General features: G+C 46.2%; 14 protein-coding genes and 14 tRNA genes (1 of these 28 only partly in view). 26 read left to right on the top strand and 2 right to left on the bottom strand.

What is annotated here, in order from left to right; genetic code table 11:
• The 14 genes from NL645_RS11875 to NL645_RS11940 form a co-directional block, all read left to right on the top strand.
• Positions 1-21: transfer RNA gene (locus NL645_RS11875), tRNA-Leu, on the top strand (it extends 164 nt beyond the left edge of the window).
• A 30-nt stretch (positions 22-51) separates the two neighbouring features.
• Positions 52-126, top strand: a tRNA-Gln gene (locus NL645_RS11880).
• Positions 127-179: 53 nt separating this feature from the next.
• Positions 180-264: transfer RNA gene (locus NL645_RS11885), tRNA-Leu, on the top strand.
• A gap of 30 nt (positions 265-294) precedes the next feature.
• Positions 295-369 (top strand) — tRNA-Gln (locus tag NL645_RS11890).
• A gap of 53 nt (positions 370-422) precedes the next feature.
• A tRNA-Leu gene (locus NL645_RS11895) sits at positions 423-507 on the top strand.
• 22 nt (positions 508-529) lie between these two features.
• Positions 530-606, top strand: a tRNA-Met gene (locus tag NL645_RS11900).
• A gap of 54 nt (positions 607-660) precedes the next feature.
• Positions 661-745, top strand: a tRNA-Leu gene (locus NL645_RS11905).
• A 50-nt stretch (positions 746-795) separates the two neighbouring features.
• A tRNA-Gln gene (locus NL645_RS11910) sits at positions 796-870 on the top strand.
• 53 nt (positions 871-923) lie between these two features.
• Positions 924-1,008, top strand: a tRNA-Leu gene (locus NL645_RS11915).
• Positions 1,009-1,030: 22 nt separating this feature from the next.
• A tRNA-Met gene (locus tag NL645_RS11920) sits at positions 1,031-1,107 on the top strand.
• A gap of 46 nt (positions 1,108-1,153) precedes the next feature.
• Positions 1,154-1,238: transfer RNA gene (locus NL645_RS11925), tRNA-Leu, on the top strand.
• Positions 1,239-1,267: 29 nt separating this feature from the next.
• Positions 1,268-1,352, top strand: a tRNA-Leu gene (locus NL645_RS11930).
• 50 nt (positions 1,353-1,402) lie between these two features.
• Positions 1,403-1,477: transfer RNA gene (locus NL645_RS11935), tRNA-Gln, on the top strand.
• A 53-nt stretch (positions 1,478-1,530) separates the two neighbouring features.
• Positions 1,531-1,615 (top strand) — tRNA-Leu (locus NL645_RS11940).
• Between the two features lie 135 nt (positions 1,616-1,750).
• On the opposite strand, the gene NL645_RS11945 is transcribed toward NL645_RS11940, so the two are convergent.
• Entirely contained in the window at positions 1,751-2,929 is a 1,179-nt protein-coding gene (locus NL645_RS11945; RefSeq protein ID WP_074190987.1) for a 2-octaprenyl-3-methyl-6-methoxy-1,4-benzoquinol hydroxylase, read from the bottom strand.
• Between the two features lie 257 nt (positions 2,930-3,186).
• Here NL645_RS11945 and miaB point away from each other — a divergent pair, with 257 nt between their 5' ends.
• From miaB to lnt, 5 genes are all read left to right on the top strand, one after another.
• Positions 3,187-4,611 (top strand): tRNA (N6-isopentenyl adenosine(37)-C2)-methylthiotransferase MiaB, encoded by a 1,425-nt coding sequence (gene miaB, locus NL645_RS11950; protein ID WP_005391310.1) that lies wholly within the window; start codon positions 3,187-3,189, stop codon positions 4,609-4,611.
• Between the two features lie 73 nt (positions 4,612-4,684).
• On the top strand, positions 4,685-5,782 hold the full coding sequence (locus NL645_RS11955; protein WP_005373033.1) for a PhoH family protein: 1,098 nt from the start codon (positions 4,685-4,687) through the stop codon (positions 5,780-5,782).
• 2 nt (positions 5,783-5,784) lie between these two features.
• Positions 5,785-6,249, top strand: a complete 465-nt coding sequence (ybeY, locus tag NL645_RS11960; protein ID WP_005391311.1) for an rRNA maturation RNase YbeY — start codon at positions 5,785-5,787, stop codon at positions 6,247-6,249.
• A gap of 105 nt (positions 6,250-6,354) precedes the next feature.
• Complete coding sequence (gene corC, locus NL645_RS11965; protein ID WP_253651748.1) at positions 6,355-7,254, top strand: CNNM family magnesium/cobalt transport protein CorC; 900 nt, start codon at positions 6,355-6,357, stop codon at positions 7,252-7,254.
• 33 nt (positions 7,255-7,287) lie between these two features.
• Positions 7,288-8,805 carry an apolipoprotein N-acyltransferase gene (gene lnt / locus NL645_RS11970; protein WP_253651749.1) on the top strand — a complete coding sequence of 506 codons (1,518 nt, stop codon included), beginning with the start codon at positions 7,288-7,290 and terminating at the stop codon, positions 8,803-8,805.
• An 84-nt stretch (positions 8,806-8,889) separates the two neighbouring features.
• Here lnt and NL645_RS11975 read toward each other — a convergent pair whose 3' ends face one another.
• A complete protein-coding gene (locus tag NL645_RS11975; protein WP_253651750.1) occupies positions 8,890-9,360 on the bottom strand; it encodes a zinc ribbon-containing protein in 471 nt (156 codons plus the stop codon).
• A 153-nt stretch (positions 9,361-9,513) separates the two neighbouring features.
• On the opposite strand from NL645_RS11975, the gene leuS reads away from it, so the two are divergent.
• The 7 genes from leuS (at position 9,514) to rodA (ending at position 17,751) form a co-directional block, all read left to right on the top strand.
• Positions 9,514-12,087, top strand: coding sequence for a leucine--tRNA ligase (gene leuS / locus NL645_RS11980; RefSeq protein ID WP_005391313.1), 2,574 nt, complete (start codon positions 9,514-9,516; stop codon positions 12,085-12,087).
• Between the two features lie 151 nt (positions 12,088-12,238).
• Complete coding sequence (lptE, locus tag NL645_RS11985) at positions 12,239-12,778, top strand: LPS assembly lipoprotein LptE (protein ID WP_253651751.1); 540 nt, start codon at positions 12,239-12,241, stop codon at positions 12,776-12,778.
• A gap of 5 nt (positions 12,779-12,783) precedes the next feature.
• Positions 12,784-13,803, top strand: coding sequence for a DNA polymerase III subunit delta (gene holA / locus NL645_RS11990; RefSeq protein ID WP_253651752.1), 1,020 nt, complete (start codon positions 12,784-12,786; stop codon positions 13,801-13,803).
• An 88-nt stretch (positions 13,804-13,891) separates the two neighbouring features.
• The gene (rsfS, locus tag NL645_RS11995; protein ID WP_005373015.1) at positions 13,892-14,209 is read left to right on the top strand and encodes a ribosome silencing factor; all 318 of its coding nucleotides are present in this window, start codon (positions 13,892-13,894) and stop codon (positions 14,207-14,209) included.
• A 4-nt stretch (positions 14,210-14,213) separates the two neighbouring features.
• Complete coding sequence (gene rlmH, locus NL645_RS12000) at positions 14,214-14,684, top strand: 23S rRNA (pseudouridine(1915)-N(3))-methyltransferase RlmH (protein ID WP_017821762.1); 471 nt, start codon at positions 14,214-14,216, stop codon at positions 14,682-14,684.
• Between the two features lie 29 nt (positions 14,685-14,713).
• Positions 14,714-16,630, top strand: coding sequence for a penicillin-binding protein 2 (gene mrdA, locus NL645_RS12005; protein ID WP_005391316.1), 1,917 nt, complete (start codon positions 14,714-14,716; stop codon positions 16,628-16,630).
• Positions 16,630-17,751, top strand: a complete 1,122-nt coding sequence (gene rodA / locus NL645_RS12010; protein ID WP_005391317.1) for a rod shape-determining protein RodA — start codon at positions 16,630-16,632, stop codon at positions 17,749-17,751. Before mrdA ends, rodA begins: the two co-directional genes overlap by 1 nt.
• Position 17,752: the final 1 nt, after the last annotated feature.

A 17,752-nucleotide genomic window follows, 5' to 3' on the forward strand; every position in this document is an offset into this window, starting at 1 on the left:
AAGTTCTCTCCTTCCGCACCATTATTTAAGTCTCTTTTATTAGAGCAATGTAGGGCTATCGCCAAGCGGTAAGGCAGCGGCTTTTGATGCCGCCATTCCCTGGTTCGAATCCAGGTAGCCCTGCCACATACAATGATATTGAGATTTTACCAATTATCTTAATATCTACAGAATAAGTTGCGGAAGTGGCGGAATTGGTAGACGCACCAGATTTAGGTTCTGGCGCCGCAAGGTGTGAGAGTTCAAGTCTCTCCTTCCGCACCATTATTTAAGTCTCTTTTATTAGAGCAATGTAGGGCTATCGCCAAGCGGTAAGGCAGCGGCTTTTGATGCCGCCATTCCCTGGTTCGAATCCAGGTAGCCCTGCCATATACAATGATATTGAGATTTTACCAATTATCTTGATATCTACAGATCAAGTTGCGGAAGTGGCGGAATTGGTAGACGCACCAGATTTAGGTTCTGGCGCCGCAAGGTGTGAGAGTTCAAGTCTCTCCTTCCGCACCATTCTTGATCAAAAATTTAAAATGGCTACGTAGCTCAGCTGGTTAGAGCACATCACTCATAATGATGGGGTCACAGGTTCGAATCCCGTCGTAGCCACCATAAACAACGTTATTTAGGTTTTTACCAATTACCTTGATAACTATAGAATAAGTTGCGGAAGTGGCGGAATTGGTAGACGCACCAGATTTAGGTTCTGGCGCCGCAAGGTGTGAGAGTTCAAGTCTCTCCTTCCGCACCATTCTTTCTCTCGATAAGAGAGGTTAAGTAGTCTTTGACTATTTACGCTGTAGGGCTATCGCCAAGCGGTAAGGCAGCGGCTTTTGATGCCGCCATTCCCTGGTTCGAATCCAGGTAGCCCTGCCATATACAACGATATTGAGATTTTACCAATTATCTTGATATCTACAGATCAAGTTGCGGAAGTGGCGGAATTGGTAGACGCACCAGATTTAGGTTCTGGCGCCGCAAGGTGTGAGAGTTCAAGTCTCTCCTTCCGCACCATTCTTGATCAAAAATTTAAAATGGCTACGTAGCTCAGCTGGTTAGAGCACATCACTCATAATGATGGGGTCACAGGTTCGAATCCCGTCGTAGCCACCATTGATTGGATTGCTAGCATAAGCTATCGGTCACGTAGATTTAAGATGCGGAAGTGGCGGAATTGGTAGACGCACCAGATTTAGGTTCTGGCGCCGTAAGGTGTGAGAGTTCAAGTCTCTCCTTCCGCACCATCTTAAATTAATCTACACTATCAGAATACGCGGAAGTGGCGGAATTGGTAGACGCACCAGATTTAGGTTCTGGCGCCGTAAGGTGTGAGAGTTCAAGTCTCTCCTTCCGCACCATTCTTTCTCTCGATAAGAGAGGTTAAGTAGTCTTTGACTATTTACGCTGTAGGGCTATCGCCAAGCGGTAAGGCAGCGGCTTTTGATGCCGCCATTCCCTGGTTCGAATCCAGGTAGCCCTGCCATATACAACGATATTGAGATTTTACCAATTATCTTGATATCTATAGATTAAGTTGCGGAAGTGGCGGAATTGGTAGACGCACCAGATTTAGGTTCTGGCGCCGCAAGGTGTGAGAGTTCAAGTCTCTCCTTCCGCACCATTATCGGAAAACCCAGCATGACTTTGCTGGGTTTTTTCTTTTTTTGGTTCTGGACTCGGGAAATCATTAGATTTGCCGAATTAAAAAAGCGAGCTCATGGCTCGCTTTTTTTCTATCTGTGATTTGAGTAGCTTACTACATACCTAACGCGTATTTCAGTACTTGAGCCTTAATTGGCCCTGAGTTTTCAGCAAGCTTCAATGCAGCATTACGTACGAACTTCAATGGCCCAAGATCGTTGCTAAAACCTTTATAGAAAAAGTCCATGCCCGTCTGCATGAGTAAGTTGTCAGGTCGACGTGCGCGTTCGTATTTCGCGAGTAAGGTATCTTCCAGCTTTTCTTGGTGTTCTGTTACCGAAAGGAGAACGTCTACATCTTTGAAGCCTAAGTTTACCCCTTGCCCTGCAAGCGGGTTAATCGTATGGGCAGAGTCACCCACTAACACGCAATTTTTGCTTGAGTAGCTTTGCGCATGACGACGAGTGAGTGGGAATGAGCCAAACTGTAAAACTTCAATATCGCCCAATTCAGCAGGGAAATGACGTAAGATTTCTTCCCTTAGTTGAGGTTTACCCATCGCACACAGTTGTTTAATGCGTTTTGGCGAGTCATACCAAACCAACGAACCTTGGCCTACTTCTTGACCGTCTTCATTAGTCAAAGAGCACAAAGGTAAAAATGAACGCGGGCCTGAAGGAGTAAATTGTTGCCAAGTGATATCTTGCTGTGGCAATTCTGTTTTCACGTTAATCAACATGCAGTGTTGTCGGTAATCCCACGCAGTCACACCAATTCCAGCCAATTGACGAACTTTAGAGTTTGCACCATCAGCACCAATTACCCAGTTAGCTTCAAACTGCACCCCACTTTCTAGTGTCACAAGGTTTACATCTGCAAACTCAATGTCTTTTAATCGCTCGGGACACATCACGGTTAGATTGTCATACTGAGAGAAGACTTGCCAAAGACCTAATTGGATTAGGCGGTTTTCAACGATATAACCTAGCTGCTCCAATGACAGTTCATCAGAGTGAAAACGAGTACGGCACTCCGGGTGCTCCCAAGTTTCTAAACGCCGATAAGGGCAAACTCGCATACTTTTAATTTCTGACCATGCGCCGAGTGAATCAAGTAACTCCACCGACTGGTGCGAAATCGCAGATACGCGAATATCCATCACCTGAGCGGCATCAAAAGCTTTGGGTTTTGCACCTTCAACCAAGACAACGCTTCTGCCCTGCTTGGCAAATCCAACAGCGACGGCTGCCCCAACCATACCGCCACCGATCACGGCGATGTCATACTTGTTCATTTTTCACTCTTCATCGTGCTGATTAATTGGCGTTTTTTATTGTACTTTCCATGGCTATTTTTACAAAATTGTTTAACAAAAAACCTTGTTCTGCATAGGGCGAAAAACTAGATTTCATCAGGCTTTGCAGAGAATTAGCCAGATCACTAGTCAGGTGCTTTTTAAAGCAGTACAATACGCCGCTTACCGCCGTGATGGCGGCTATAATTTGAGCAATAGCTCTCCAATTTAAGTACAACTGAACGAGCGAAAGTGAGATGAGTAAGAAACTGCTAATTAAAACCTGGGGCTGCCAGATGAACGAATACGATTCATCAAAAATGGCCGACCTGCTTAATGCTGCAAACGGCTACGAGCTGACGGAAGAGCCAGAGGAAGCAGACGTACTTCTACTTAACACCTGTTCGATCCGTGAAAAAGCGCAAGAGAAAGTTTTCCACCAGCTTGGCCGCTGGAAAACACTAAAAGATAAAAAACCTGGCGTAGTTATCGGTGTAGGTGGTTGTGTAGCAACGCAAGAAGGTGACCATATTCGTGAACGTGCACCATACGTCGACGTTATTTTTGGCCCACAAACTCTGCACCGCCTACCTGAGATGATCAAACAATCTCAGTCGGATGACGCACCAGTTATGGACATTTCGTTCCCAGAGATCGAAAAGTTCGACCGCCTACCAGAGCCTCGTGCAGAAGGCGCGACAGCATTCGTTTCTATTATGGAAGGCTGCTCGAAGTACTGTACTTACTGTGTCGTACCGTACACTCGTGGTGAAGAAGTAAGCCGTCCAATGGATGACGTGCTGTTCGAAATCGCACAGCTTGCTGAACAAGGCGTACGTGAAGTAAACCTACTGGGTCAAAACGTAAACGCGTACCGCGGTCCAACACACGACGGTGAAATCTGTTCATTTGCAGAACTGCTTCGTTTGGTTGCGTCTATCGATGGTATCGACCGTATTCGTTTCACAACGAGCCACCCGCTAGAATTCACTGACGACATCATCGCGGTTTACGAAGATACGCCTGAGCTTGTGAGCTTCCTGCACTTACCTGTGCAAAGTGGTAGTGACCGTATCCTAACTATGATGAAACGCCCTCACACCGCTATCGAGTACAAGTCGATCATCCGTAAACTGCGTAAAGCTCGTCCTGATATTCAAATCAGTTCAGACTTTATTGTTGGTTTCCCTGGTGAGACAGACAAAGACTTCCAAGACACAATGAAGCTAATCAAAGATGTAGACTTTGACATGAGCTTCAGCTTCATCTTCTCTCCACGTCCAGGTACGCCAGCAGCGGATTACCCTTGTGATGTATCAGAACAAGTGAAAAAAGAGCGCCTTTACGAACTACAGCAAACTATCAATGCTCAAGCGATGCGTTACTCTCGCTTAATGCTTGGCACAGAACAACGTGTTCTAGTTGAAGGTCCTTCGAAGAAAAACCTAATGGAACTACGCGCTCGTACAGAAAACAACCGTGTAGTAAACTTTGAAGGTAGTGCAGACCTAATTGGTCAGTTCGTTGATGTGAAGATCGTAGACGTATTTGCGAACTCACTGCGTGGTGAGCTAGTACGTACTGAAAAAGACATGGATCTTCGTAGTGTGATTTCCCCAACGCAGATGATGGCGAAAACACGTCGCGAAGATGAGCTGGGTGTAGCTACTTTTACGCCGTAAGCTCGTATAAATAGCCATGGAGAGCCTGGTCGTTATCAGGCTCTCACTAAGTGGCAAAAAATGAGAGGCAACATTGAGTAATAAAATCGTAACTCTAGAAATTAACCTAGAACCTTCCGACAACCGCCGACTTGCTAGCCTGTGCGGTCCATTCGATGACAACATCAAGCATTTAGAACGTCGTCTAGGCGTTGAAATTAACCACCGTAGTGACCATTTTACAATTGTCGGTAAACCTCATACCGCATCAGCTGCGCTGGATATCCTGAAAACTCTGTATGTTGATACCGCGCCTGTACGAGGTGAGATCCCAGACATTGAGCCTGAACAGATCCATTTAGCGATTAAAGAGTCTGGTGTTCTTGAGCAGAATACTGAGTCTAATATCGAGCATGGTAAAGAAGTCTTCGTCAAAACCAAGAAAGGTGTGATCAAACCACGTACGCCAAACCAAGCGCAGTACTTGGTTAATATGGTCACGCATGATATTTCTTTTGGTATTGGCCCAGCTGGTACAGGTAAAACTTATCTTGCCGTTGCTGCAGCAGTTGACGCACTAGAGCGCCAAGAGATCCGTCGTATTCTATTGACGCGCCCTGCGGTTGAAGCCGGTGAGAAACTGGGCTTCCTACCTGGTGACTTAAGCCAGAAAGTCGACCCATACCTACGTCCGCTATACGATGCCCTATTTGAAATGTTGGGCTTTGAGCGCGTAGAGAAGCTGATTGAACGTAACGTGATTGAGGTAGCCCCTCTTGCTTACATGCGTGGTCGTACTCTAAACGACGCTTTCATCATTCTTGATGAGAGTCAGAACACCACGGTTGAGCAGATGAAGATGTTCCTAACGCGTATTGGTTTTAACTCTCGCGCAGTTATCACTGGTGACGTCACGCAAATCGACTTACCTCGTGGTGCAAAATCAGGTCTTCGTCATGCTATTGAAGTATTAAGCGAAGTCGACGACATCAGCTTTAACTTCTTCTTAGCAGACGACGTTGTACGTCACCCAGTGGTTGCTCGTATCGTTAACGCGTATGAGAAGTGGGAAGCACAAGACCAGAAAGAGCGTAAAGAGTTCGAGAAGCGTCGTCGTGAAGAACGCGATGCGAAGTTACTAGAAGCAGCAAAAGCTGAACTGAATGCACAAGTTGCTTCCACTAAGGAATAATCATGGCGATTGAACTTGATCTGCAACTGGCAGTCGAAAATGAAGAAGGGCTGCCTTCGCAGCAAGATTTCCAATTGTGGCTAGATAAGACGATTCCTCTCTTCCAGCCACAAGCCGAAGTGACCATTCGCATTGTGGATGAACAAGAAAGTCACACGCTTAACCATGAGTATCGTGGTAAAGATAAACCGACTAATGTGCTGTCTTTTCCATTTGAAGCTCCTCCGGGTATGGAAATAGATTTACTTGGCGACTTAATTATTTGCCGCCAAGTCGTTGAAAAAGAGGCAATTGAACAGAACAAGCCTCTGTTAGCACATTGGGCGCATATGGTTGTACATGGCAGCTTGCATCTGCTAGGTTATGATCATATTGAGGATGACGAAGCCGAAGAGATGGAGTCCCTCGAAACCGAAATCATGCAAGGTATGGGCTATGAAGACCCTTACATTGCTGAAAAAGAGTAGCCATTGGCTATTCAGCAGGGAAAGGCGAACCACCAAAATGATTCTCGTGTTCGCCTCTCTATGTGTGCTATCACACTTCTGATAGCGTTACTTAATTGAGAAACAATGAACGAAGATAATTCTCCCTCTTCTAACGAAGATAAGAAAGAAAAGGCAGAAGGTCCGAGTAGAAAGTCCTTCTTTGAACGTCTAGGTCAATTATTTCAGGGCGAACCAAAAGATCGCCAAGAGCTTGTGGATGTTATCCGTGACTCTGAAGTCAATGACCTGATTGACCATGACACCCGCGATATGCTTGAAGGTGTTATGGAAATCTCCGAAATGCGCGTGCGTGACATTATGATCCCGCGTTCGCAAATGGTTACGGTTGAGCGTACTCACGACCTTGATACCTTGGTTGCCTTGATTACCGATGCTCAACACTCTCGCTACCCTGTGATCAGCGAAGATAAAGACCATGTGGAAGGCATTCTTCTTGCGAAGGACTTACTTAAATACTTAGGCTCAGGCAGTAATCCATTTGATATCGAAGAAGTTATTCGACCAGCCGTTGTGGTACCGGAAAGTAAACGCGTTGATCGACTGCTGAAAGAGTTCCGTGAAGAACGTTATCATATGGCCATTGTTGTCGATGAATTCGGTGGTGTTTCTGGTCTTGTGACCATTGAAGATATCCTTGAAGAAATCGTCGGGGATATCGAAGATGAATTCGATGAAAGCGAAGAGACAGACATTCGTAAGCTTAGCAAGCATACGTTTGCTGTCAGAGCGCTGACAACCATCGAAGAGTTTAATGAGACATTTGGAACTAACTTCAGCGATGAGGAAGTAGATACCGTTGGTGGCATGGTCATGACTGCCTTTGGTCACTTACCTTCTCGTGGTGAACTGGTTGAAATTGAAGGTTACAACTTCAAAGTCACCGCTGCCGATAACCGTCGTGTCATTCAACTCCAAGTGACGATCCCAGACGAAGAAACCCTGATTGAAGCCACTCAAGAGTAACGCGATACCCATTGGGAATCTCAGAAAATTATAATGATGAATGAACTCTTTCATCGCCTCAAGCGGCCCTTAGTGGCCGCTTTTGTTGGCGCCTCTACTACGCTCGCTTTTGCACCTTACCAGTTGTGGCCTGTTGCCATTCTTAGCCCAGCTATTCTACTGATTCTTCTTGCTAACCAAACACCGAAACGCGCACTGTGGATTGGCTATGCTTGGGGGTTAGGTCAATTTGCAACTGGCGTTAGCTGGGTGTACGTCAGTATCTCCGGCTTTGGTGGCATGCCACTGATTGCTAATTTATTTTTAATGGGCTTGCTTGTCGCCTACTTGGCTGTTTATTCAGGCTTATTTGCCTGGCTAAACAACAAACTCTTTCCTCAATTTACGCTCACAAAAGCGCTTCTCGCTGCGCCCGCTTTATGGCTAATCAGTGATTGGTTGCGTGGTTGGGTGATGACCGGCTTCCCGTGGCTATGGCTAGGCTACAGCCAGATTGATGCTCCACTAGCAAGCTTTGCGCCTATCGGTGGCGTGGAACTGCTCACTCTGTTTATCCTTATTAGTGCGGGGGCATTAGCCTATGCTTGGGTTCATAAACAGTGGCTGATGGTGATTATTCCTGCGGTATTACTCAGCACAGGCTTTGGGATTCGAAACTACGATTGGGTAACACCTCGACCAGAAGACACGACTAAGCTCGCGCTGATTCAAGGTAACGTTGACCAAAACCTTAAGTGGCTGCCAAGCCAACGTTGGCCAACCATCATGAAATACGCCGATCTCACTCGTGAAAACTGGGACGCTGATATTATCGTCTGGCCAGAAGCTGCAATTCCTGCTTTTGAAATTGAAGTGCCTTCATTTTTGAGCAATATCGACAGCGCAGCAAAAATGAATAACAGCGCAATCATTACCGGTGTCGTCAACCAAGCTGAAGATCGACAGTTCTACAACAGTATTCTGTCCCTTGGCATCACACCATACGGTGACTACAGTTTCGACTTGAGCGAACGCTACCATAAGCATCACTTGTTACCGTTTGGTGAGTTTGTTCCATTTGAAGATATTTTGCGCCCATTAGCGCCATTCTTTAACTTGCCGATGTCGTCGTTTAGCCGGGGAGCTTTTGTGCAGCCCAACATCGTTGCGAATGGCATGCACATGGCACCAGCGCTTTGCTATGAGATCATCTTTAATGAACAAGTGCGTCAAAATGTGACTGACGAAACGGACTTCATTCTAACGTTATCAAACGACGCATGGTTTGGTCACTCTATCGGCCCTCTTCAGCATATGGAGATCGCCCGTATGCGTGCCTTAGAATTAGGTAAACCGCTCATCCGCTCGACTAACAACGGATTAACAGCGGTAACCGATCACAAGGGAAAAATCGTTGAGCAAGTACCGCAGTTTGAAACTGCAGTGCTACGCGCGGAGCTCACCCCAACCAATCGGAAAACGCCATATCGAATCGTAGGTACTTGGCCATTGTATATTTGGGTGGGATTAAGTTTAGCGCTGGCTTTCGGTTTAAGAAGAAAACAGAGCTGATAACAGCTTGAAAGTAGAAAAGACAAAAAAGAGGCGACCAAGCCTCTTTTTTATTCATTGCATTATACAGTCGTTACGCGCCATTTATGGCTTTAATGACTGGCGAGTAAAGCCTTTGTGACCACATTTAATACACGGAATGATTACAGTTGGGTGGTTATACGTTGTCTTGTGACCACAATCATCACAGACCAAGGTACCTAAGCCTATCACCTCTCCTGCTTCATATAGCCCTTGATGCTCTAAGTCATCGAACAACTCAACCCACTCAACTTTAGTTCGGTCTGTAATCTCTAACAGCCCTTGCCATATCGAATCCGCAATCGTTAAGTAAAACGGACCACTTTTACTGTCCTCGTAACTCTCTGAAAACTCTTTTAAGTCTGCTTTAAGGTACGCTTTGATTAAAGCCAATTCATCTTTGGTCAAGTCATTAGCAGCATCCACCACTTTGCCCGACGTCTCAATCGCTTTGTTAACTTCTTCCGGACTGTGCTTCAAGGTTTCAATCACATCCTCGAGCATTTCCTCATAACCTGTTTTACGTTTAGGCATAACTGACCTCCATCTTTCTCCTACCTGCGTCACTTAAGGGCGCATGGGTACAGATTGGCTATTGTTGTGATCCCTAGCTTTAGGTATTCTATGACGATCTATTTAAGTCTGTTCTAACCGAACTCACAAATTCCAAGATAACGGATACCATCGATGCAAGAACAATACAACCCACAAGATATTGAACAAAAAGTTCAAAAGCACTGGGATGACAACAAAACCTTTGTTGTAAGTGAAGACCCAAATAAAGAAAAATTCTACTGTCTATCCATGTTCCCATACCCAAGTGGTCGACTGCACATGGGTCACGTGCGCAACTACACTATCGGTGATGTAGTATCTCGTTTCCAACGCCTACAAGGTAAAAACGTGATGCAACCAATCGGTTGGGACGCATTCGGTCTACCTGCAGAAAACGCAGCAGTAAAAAACAAAACTGCACCAGCACCTTGGACTTACGAAAACATCGAATACATGAAGAACCAACTTAAGCTTCTAGGCTTTGGTTACGATTGGAACCGTGAATTCGCAACATGTACGCCTGAGTACTACCGCTGGGAACAAGAGTTCTTCACTAAACTTTACGAGAAAGGTTTAGTTTACAAAAAGACGTCTTCTGTTAACTGGTGTCCTAACGACCAAACTGTTCTTGCAAACGAGCAGGTTGAAGACGGTTGTTGCTGGCGTTGTGATACGCCTGTAGAGCAAAAAGAAATCCCTCAATGGTTCATCAAAATCACTGAATATGCTCAAGAGCTACTAGACGACCTAGACAAGCTTGAAGGTTGGCCTGAAATGGTGAAAACCATGCAGCGCAACTGGATTGGCCGCTCTGAAGGCGTTGAGCTGAAGTTTGAAGTTAAGGGTCAACAAGACCTAGAAGTTTACACAACACGTCCAGATACGCTAATGGGTGTGACTTACGTGGGCATCGCAGCCGGCCACCCTCTTGCAGCTCTTGCTGCAGAGAACAACCCAGAGCTTGCAGCGTTTATCGACGAATGTAAGAACAACAAGGTTGCAGAAGCTGAGCTAGCGACAATGGAGAAGAAAGGTATGGCTACTGGCCTTACTGCTATTCATCCATTGAACGGCCGTGAAGTTCCTGTTTACGTAGCAAACTTCGTACTGATGGACTACGGTACAGGCGCGGTAATGGCAGTACCTGCACACGACCAACGTGACTACGAGTTCGCAACGAAGTACGGTCTAGACATCGTGCCAGTTATCAAGCCTGCTGATGGCAGCGAACTAGACATCTCTGAAGCAGCATACACTGAGAAAGGCGTACTGTTCGATTCAGGTGAGTTCGACGGCCTAGAATTCCAAGCGGCGTTCGATGCAATTGCAGCGAAGCTAGAAGCAGAAGGCAAAGGCACTAAGACTGTAAACTTCCGTCTACGCGACTGGGGCGTATCTCGTCAACGTTACTGGGGCGCACCAATCCCAATGGTAACGACTGAAGACGGTGAAGTTCACCCAGTACCTGCTGACCAACTACCAGTGATTCTTCCAGAAGACGTGGTAATGGACGGTGTAACCAGCCCAATCAAAGCAGATAAAGAATGGGCGAAGACCACATTCAACGGCGAACCTGCTCTACGTGAGACAGATACGTTCGATACGTTCATGGAATCTTCTTGGTACTACGCGCGTTACTGTTCACCGCAAGCAGACGACATCCTAGATCCAGAAAAAGCAAACTACTGGCTACCAGTAGACCAGTACATCGGCGGTATCGAGCACGCTTGTATGCACCTACTGTACTCACGCTTCTTCCACAAATTGCTACGTGACGCGGGCTACGTAACGTCTGACGAACCGTTCAAGCAGCTACTGTGTCAAGGCATGGTACTGGCAGACGCGTTCTACTTCGAGAACGAGAAAGGCGGTAAAGAGTGGGTAGCTCCAACAGACGTAGCCGTTGAACGTGATGGTAAAGGCCGCATTACTTCTGCTAAAGACACTGAAGGTCGTGATGTAACGCACTCAGGCATGATCAAGATGTCTAAGTCTAAGAACAACGGTATCGACCCTCAAGAAATGGTAGATAAGTACGGAGCTGACACAGTACGCCTATTCATGATGTTCGCGTCTCCAGCAGACATGACGCTTGAATGGCAAGAGTCTGGCGTAGAAGGTGCGAACCGCTTCCTAAAACGTGTTTGGAAACTAGTGAAAGAGCACACAGCGAAAGGCGCAGCAGAAGCAGTAGATACAGCCGCGCTTTCTGGTGATCAAAAAGCACTTCGCCGTGACGTTCACAAAACCATCGCGAAAGTGACGGACGATATCGCTCGTCGTCAAACATTCAACACCGCGATCGCAGCGATCATGGAGCTGATGAACAAACTAGCGAAAGCGCCTCAAGAATCTGCGCAAGATCGTGCAATCCTTGACGAAGCACTGAAAGCTATTGTTGTCATGCTTTACCCTATCACTCCGCATATCTCATACGAGCTATGGGCAGCACTAGGTGAAACAGACATTGATAACGCGGCATGGCCGACGTTTGACGAAAAAGCGCTAGTTGAAGACGAAAAAACTATCGTTGTTCAAGTTAACGGTAAGCTACGTGCGAAGCTAACAGTCCCAGCGGATATCTCTAAAGACGATATCGAACAGCTTGGTCTAAACGACGAAAACGTGGTTAAGTTCACTGATGGCCTGACTATTCGTAAAGTCATTTACGTTCCAGGTAAACTGCTGAACATCGTTGCAAACTAATCACAGCTTGCAATTTGTCTCTGTTTACGAACTTATTTGTTAACCAAGAGTCATTAAACAGGGTAGTTCGCTACCCTGTTTATTTACCTCAAACCATTCACATGAGTGGTTTAAGGTAAATAACCCCTTCAATTTAGGATGAATACAATCAATGCGCTTTTTCTCTTTGATTAAACTACCAGTGGTATTGGTATTAGCGGGGCTTCTTTCTGCCTGTGGTTTTCACCTTCGCGGCGAGTATTCCGTACCGGAAGAGCTGCACACTATGTCTTTCTCCAGCTACGATGAATACAGTGAATTAACTCGCTATGTTCGCTCTCAACTCGAACTGAACAAAGTTGAACTTGTTCAACCATCATCGACTGTACCCAACCTTCATTTGACGGAAGCGACTATCGATGAGCGTACACTGTCTCTGTATCAAAATAGCCGTGCAGCAGAAAAAGAGCTGACATACGTAGTAAAATACCGTGTGACGATTCCTGGCTATGGCTCTAAAAACTTTACGACAACAGTAAACCGCAACTACCTAGACAACCCGTTGACGGCACTTGCAAAATCTGTTGAACGTGACGTAATTGAAGACGAGATGCGCTTGCAAGCTGCAAAACAGATGATGCGCCAGCTGGGCCGTATTCGTGCCGAATATGAAGCACGACAAATCTCTGAGCCAGCGAACACAAACTCTTAATCACTATGCGAATTTATGCCGATAAATTAACGGATCATTTAACTAAACACGTTAAACAAGTTTACCTAATCTTTGGTAATGAGCCGTTACTGATTCAAGAGAGCCGCCAAGCAATCCAAAAGGCAGCGTTTCAACAAGGTGTTGAGGAAAAACACCGTTTTGCGGTAGACGCAAGCATCGACTGGAATCAAGTTTACGATTGCTTCCAAGCGATGAGCCTGTTCTCAAACCGTCAATTGATCGAGCTTGAAATTCCAGAAAGTGGCGTGACAACCGCCGTCAGCAAAGAGCTGCAAACACTGTGTGATATGCTGCATGATGACATCATGCTCGTCATTGTTGGTAGTAAACTGACCAAAGCCCAAGAAAATGCGAAATGGTTCAAAGCATTAAGCTCAAAAGGCGACTGGGTAAGCTGTTTGTCGCCAGATCTACAACGCTTACCTATGTTCATTCAGGCACGTTGCCGCACGTTGGGCCTAAAACCCGATCAACAATCACTGCAAATGTTGGCTCAATGGCATGAAGGTAACCTCTTTGCATTGACACAAAGCTTAGAGAAATTGGCCCTACTCTACCCGGATGGTGAGCTGACCATCATACGTTTAGAGGAAGCCCTAAGTCGCCATAATCACTTTACTACGTTTAACTGGATCGACGCCTTACTGGCAGGTAAAGCAAACCGTGCACAACGTATTCTTCGCCAACTTGAGGCGGAAGGGGTCGAGACCGTGATCTTGATTCGAAGTGTACAAAAAGAGTTGAGCCAACTTTTAAATATGCATCAAGACTTAACTCAAATGGGAATGAACCAGGTATTTGAGAAATATCGAGTTTGGCAAAACAAGCGTCCACTCTATAACGCAGCACTGACCCGCTTATCGGCGAGTCGTATTTGTGCATTGCTCTCCTTGTTGGCTCAAGCAGAGATAAAAGCCAAAACTCAATATGACGAGTCTGTATGGCCAACTATTCATCAGTTGAGCTTAGAAACCTGCTCTCCTGATATTAAGCTGGCAATTTAAAAATCAAAGCGTGATATAGTGCGCGACCTGTTTTGCAAGCAAGAATGTAAAACACTGTAGAGATAAGAGACAAACCGAGGAAAACCGAGTGCTTCGCGAAGAACTGAAAGACTTTTTAGCTGACAAAGCCGACGACATGAAAGCGGAAGACATTATCGTCCTAAATGTGGAAGATAAATCAAGCGTTACAGATTACATGATCATCTGTACTGGCACATCCAAACGCCACGTTTCATCCATCGCTGACCACGTTGCAACAGAAGTGAAAAAAGCCGGTCTCGAGCCACTAGGAATGGAAGGTGAAAACGAAGGTGAATGGGTAGTCCTAGATATGGGCGACGCCATGCTTCACGTGATGCAAGAAGAGCACCGCGAACTCTACCAGCTAGAAAAACTCTGGGGTTAATCTTTTGAAAATTCAACTAATTGCTGTTGGCACAAAAATGCCAAAATGGGTTGAGGAAGGCTTTCAAGAATATCGTCGCCGTTTCCCACATGATATGCCATTGGAGTTGATTGAAATCTCTGCTGGCAAACGTGGAAAAAATGCCGATATCGCTCGTATCCTGCAAAAAGAAGGGGAAGCGATGCTCGCTGCGGTACCAAAAGGCAACCGTATCGTCACGTTAGATATCCCAGGTAAAAAATGGGACACTCCTCAACTCGCTGAGCAGTTAGAAGCTTGGAAATTAGATGGCCGTGATGTATCAATCTTAATCGGCGGTCCTGAAGGACTCGCTCCTGCATGCAAAGCTGCAGCAGACCAAAGCTGGTCATTGTCTGCCTTAACGCTACCCCACCCTTTAGTGCGTATCGTAATGGCAGAAAGCTTGTACCGAGCGTGGAGCATCACCGCGAACCATCCTTACCACCGCGAATAATCGTTGTTTAACTTTAGAGCCAAGCGTTAATGATTCGTAAGCGCCGCAGTCAAATCCGAGATTATCAAGCCGAAGCGCGTCTGTTTGCCAGCCGCGCTATTGTCGCTTTTATCGGCATTGTTCTCTTGATGGGAGCTCTGGTCGCCAATATGTACAACATTCAGGTGAACCAGTTTCAAGATTATCAAACCCGCTCGAACGATAACCGTATCAAAGTGGTTCCTATCGCGCCTAACCGAGGTCTGATTTATGATCGAAATGGTGTTTTACTGGCAGAGAACCGTCCCGTCTTTAACTTAGAACTGACTCCAGAAAAAATTAAAGACATTGATGCAACCATCCAAGAACTACAAACCATTCTGGAAATTACCCCAGATCAGATTGAACGTTTCCACCAAGAGCGTAAACGGACTCGTCGATTTAAGTCGGTCCCACTGCTTACCCAACTGAACGAAAAACAAGTAGCGGTATTCTCCGTCAATCAGTACCGCTTTCCTGGTGTAGAAATAAGTGCGACCTTAAAGCGCTACTACCCTTTCAGCGAAGTATTAACCCACGTGATTGGTTACGTTTCTCGAATCAATGATCGCGACATGCAGCGCCTGATCCGAGAAGAAAAAGACGCAAACTATCAAGCAACTCGCGACATTGGTAAGCTGGGTATCGAAAAATACTACGAAGACCTCTTACACGGTACGGCCGGATATCAAGAAGTCGAGGTAAACAGTCGCGGCAGAGTAATTCGTACGTTAAAGTACGTTCCACCTGTACCCGGAAAAGACATCGTTTTAAACCTTGATATCAACTTGCAGCTGTACGTACACCAATTATTGGATGGCCGTCGAGGTAGTGCTGTAGTGATCGATCCTAGAGACAACGGCGTACTGGCTATGGTTTCAAGCCCTAGCTACGACCCTAACTCGTTCGTGCACGGAATCTCGGGGAAAGACTATCGCGCCCTTTTGAACGATAAAAACCGTCCTTTGGTCAACCGTACCACACTTGGCATTTACCCACCTGCGTCTACCATCAAACCATTTATGGCGGTAGCCGCACTACAAGAAGGTGTCGTCACACCGAACACTACGCGAAATGATCCAGGTTATTGGCGCATACCAAACTCCAACACTCGCCCATTCCGTGACTGGTTGCGTTGGGGACACGGACGCGTCGATATCATTAAGTCGATCGAAGAGTCTGTTGATACCTTCTACTATCAAATCGCTTATGACATGGGTATTGACCGTATTTCGAATTGGATGATGATGTTCGGTTTTGGTGATTACACTGGCATCGATATCTACGAAGAAAGTAAGGCGAATATGCCGACTCGTGACTGGAAAATGTCTCGCCATAAAACCCCGTGGTACAAAGGCGATACGATCCCTGTGGGTATCGGCCAAGGTTATTGGACAGCAACACCAATGCAAATCGCCAAAGCGACCTCCGTATTAGTAAATGAGGGAGAAGTTATCGCACCTCACTTGCTCAAAGCGACGATAGAGAACGGCAACGACTTCGAAGAACAACAAACAACAGAATACGTGACTTACCCGCCAATCAAGAATGTACCGAAAAAGTACTGGGATATGGCGAAAGAAGGCATGCGTCGGGTAAACCATGGCACGCGCGGAACAGCTCGCCGCTCATTCTACAAAATGAGTTATCAAACAGCGGGTAAATCAGGTACTGCACAGGTCTTCGGTCTGGGTGAAAACGAAGAGTACAACGCCGATGAGATCGCCGAGCACTTACGTGACCATGCGTTATTTACTGGCTTTGCACCATTTGATGATCCTAAAGTGGTCGTCACTGTAGTACTAGAAAACGCCGGCGGTGGTTCTAGCAACGGTGCCCCAGTAGTAAGGAAAATTTTTGACCGAGTCGTTCTAGGCCCAGAAGAAATTGAGCCTGAAAACAATGCGAAGAAAGAGGTAAAACAGTAATGAAGATGGATCCCTCTACAGGTAAAAATCGCGCCCTGTTTGAACGCTTCCATATCGACTTACCACTCCTACTTGGCATATTGGCCCTGATGGGGTTTGGCCTCGTGATCATGTACAGCGCTAGTGGCCAAAGTTTACTGATGATGGATCGCCAAGCTATGCGGATGGTGCTTTCACTCGTTGTGATGATCGTTCTTGCGCAGCTTTCTCCACGAACCTACGAGAGCCTGGCACCTTTGATGTTCGTCGGCGGCGTCATACTGCTCTTTGGCGTGCTGTTTTTCGGTGAAGCATCTAAAGGCGCACAGCGTTGGCTTAACCTCGGTTTTGTGCGCTTTCAACCTTCCGAGTTATTGAAGCTCGCGGTGCCATTAATGGTGGCACGCTATGTAGGTCGACAACCCCTTCCGCCAACGCTAAAAACACTCATCGTTGCACTGATTATGGTCTGCTTGCCAACCATCCTCATTGCAAAACAGCCTGACTTAGGGACCTCTATTCTAATCGCCGCTTCCGGTATTTTTGTTATCTTCCTCGCGGGCATTAGTTGGAAAATCATCGCTGGTGCTGCGATTGCACTGGGTGGTTTCATTCCGATTTTGTGGTTTTTCTTGATGCGTGAGTATCAAAAAGTACGAGTTCGTACTCTGTTTAATCCAGAGTCTGACCCGCTAGGTGCGGGCTACCACATTATTCAGAGTAAAATTGCGATTGGCTCCGGTGGTATTTCCGGCAAAGGTTGGTTGCAAGGTACGCAGTCACAACTGGAATTTCTTCCTGAACGACACACTGACTTTATCTTTGCAGTAATTGCTGAAGAATGGGGTATGATTGGCTTCCTTTGCCTTTTAGCCATCTATCTATTTATTATTGGACGAGGTTTATACCTCGCCAGCCAAGCGCAAACTGCATTTGGACGAATGATGGCAGGCAGTATTGTACTCAGCTTCTTCGTGTATATTTTTGTAAATATTGGCATGGTAAGTGGCATCCTACCTGTAGTAGGTGTACCGTTGCCACTCATTAGTTATGGCGGCACATCAATGGTAACCTTGATGGCTGGCTTTGGTATTCTGATGTCAATTCATACGCACCGAAAAGCATTCTCTAAGGCGACCTAGA

Origin of the sequence: Vibrio sp. Y51_MX_L26, assembly GCF_024181935.1 — a bacterium.
Classification (GTDB): domain Bacteria; phylum Pseudomonadota; class Gammaproteobacteria; order Enterobacterales; family Vibrionaceae; genus Vibrio; species Vibrio diabolicus.

Coding starts and splice junctions, on each gene's coding strand:
- leuS (WP_005391313.1), top strand. CDS start 9,514: ATGCAAGAACAATACAACCCACAAGATATTGAACAAAAAGTTCAAAAG.
- miaB (WP_005391310.1), top strand. CDS start 3,187: ATGAGTAAGAAACTGCTAATTAAAACCTGGGGCTGCCAGATGAACGAA.
- ybeY (WP_005391311.1), top strand. CDS start 5,785: ATGGCGATTGAACTTGATCTGCAACTGGCAGTCGAAAATGAAGAAGGG.
- NL645_RS11975 (WP_253651750.1), bottom strand. CDS start 9,360: ATGCCTAAACGTAAAACAGGTTATGAGGAAATGCTCGAGGATGTGATT.
- mrdA (WP_005391316.1), top strand. CDS start 14,714: ATGATTCGTAAGCGCCGCAGTCAAATCCGAGATTATCAAGCCGAAGCG.
- lptE (WP_253651751.1), top strand. CDS start 12,239: ATGCGCTTTTTCTCTTTGATTAAACTACCAGTGGTATTGGTATTAGCG.
- corC (WP_253651748.1), top strand. CDS start 6,355: ATGAACGAAGATAATTCTCCCTCTTCTAACGAAGATAAGAAAGAAAAG.
- holA (WP_253651752.1), top strand. CDS start 12,784: ATGCGAATTTATGCCGATAAATTAACGGATCATTTAACTAAACACGTT.
- rodA (WP_005391317.1), top strand. CDS start 16,630: ATGAAGATGGATCCCTCTACAGGTAAAAATCGCGCCCTGTTTGAACGC.
- NL645_RS11945 (WP_074190987.1), bottom strand. CDS start 2,929: ATGAACAAGTATGACATCGCCGTGATCGGTGGCGGTATGGTTGGGGCA.
- lnt (WP_253651749.1), top strand. CDS start 7,288: ATGATGAATGAACTCTTTCATCGCCTCAAGCGGCCCTTAGTGGCCGCT.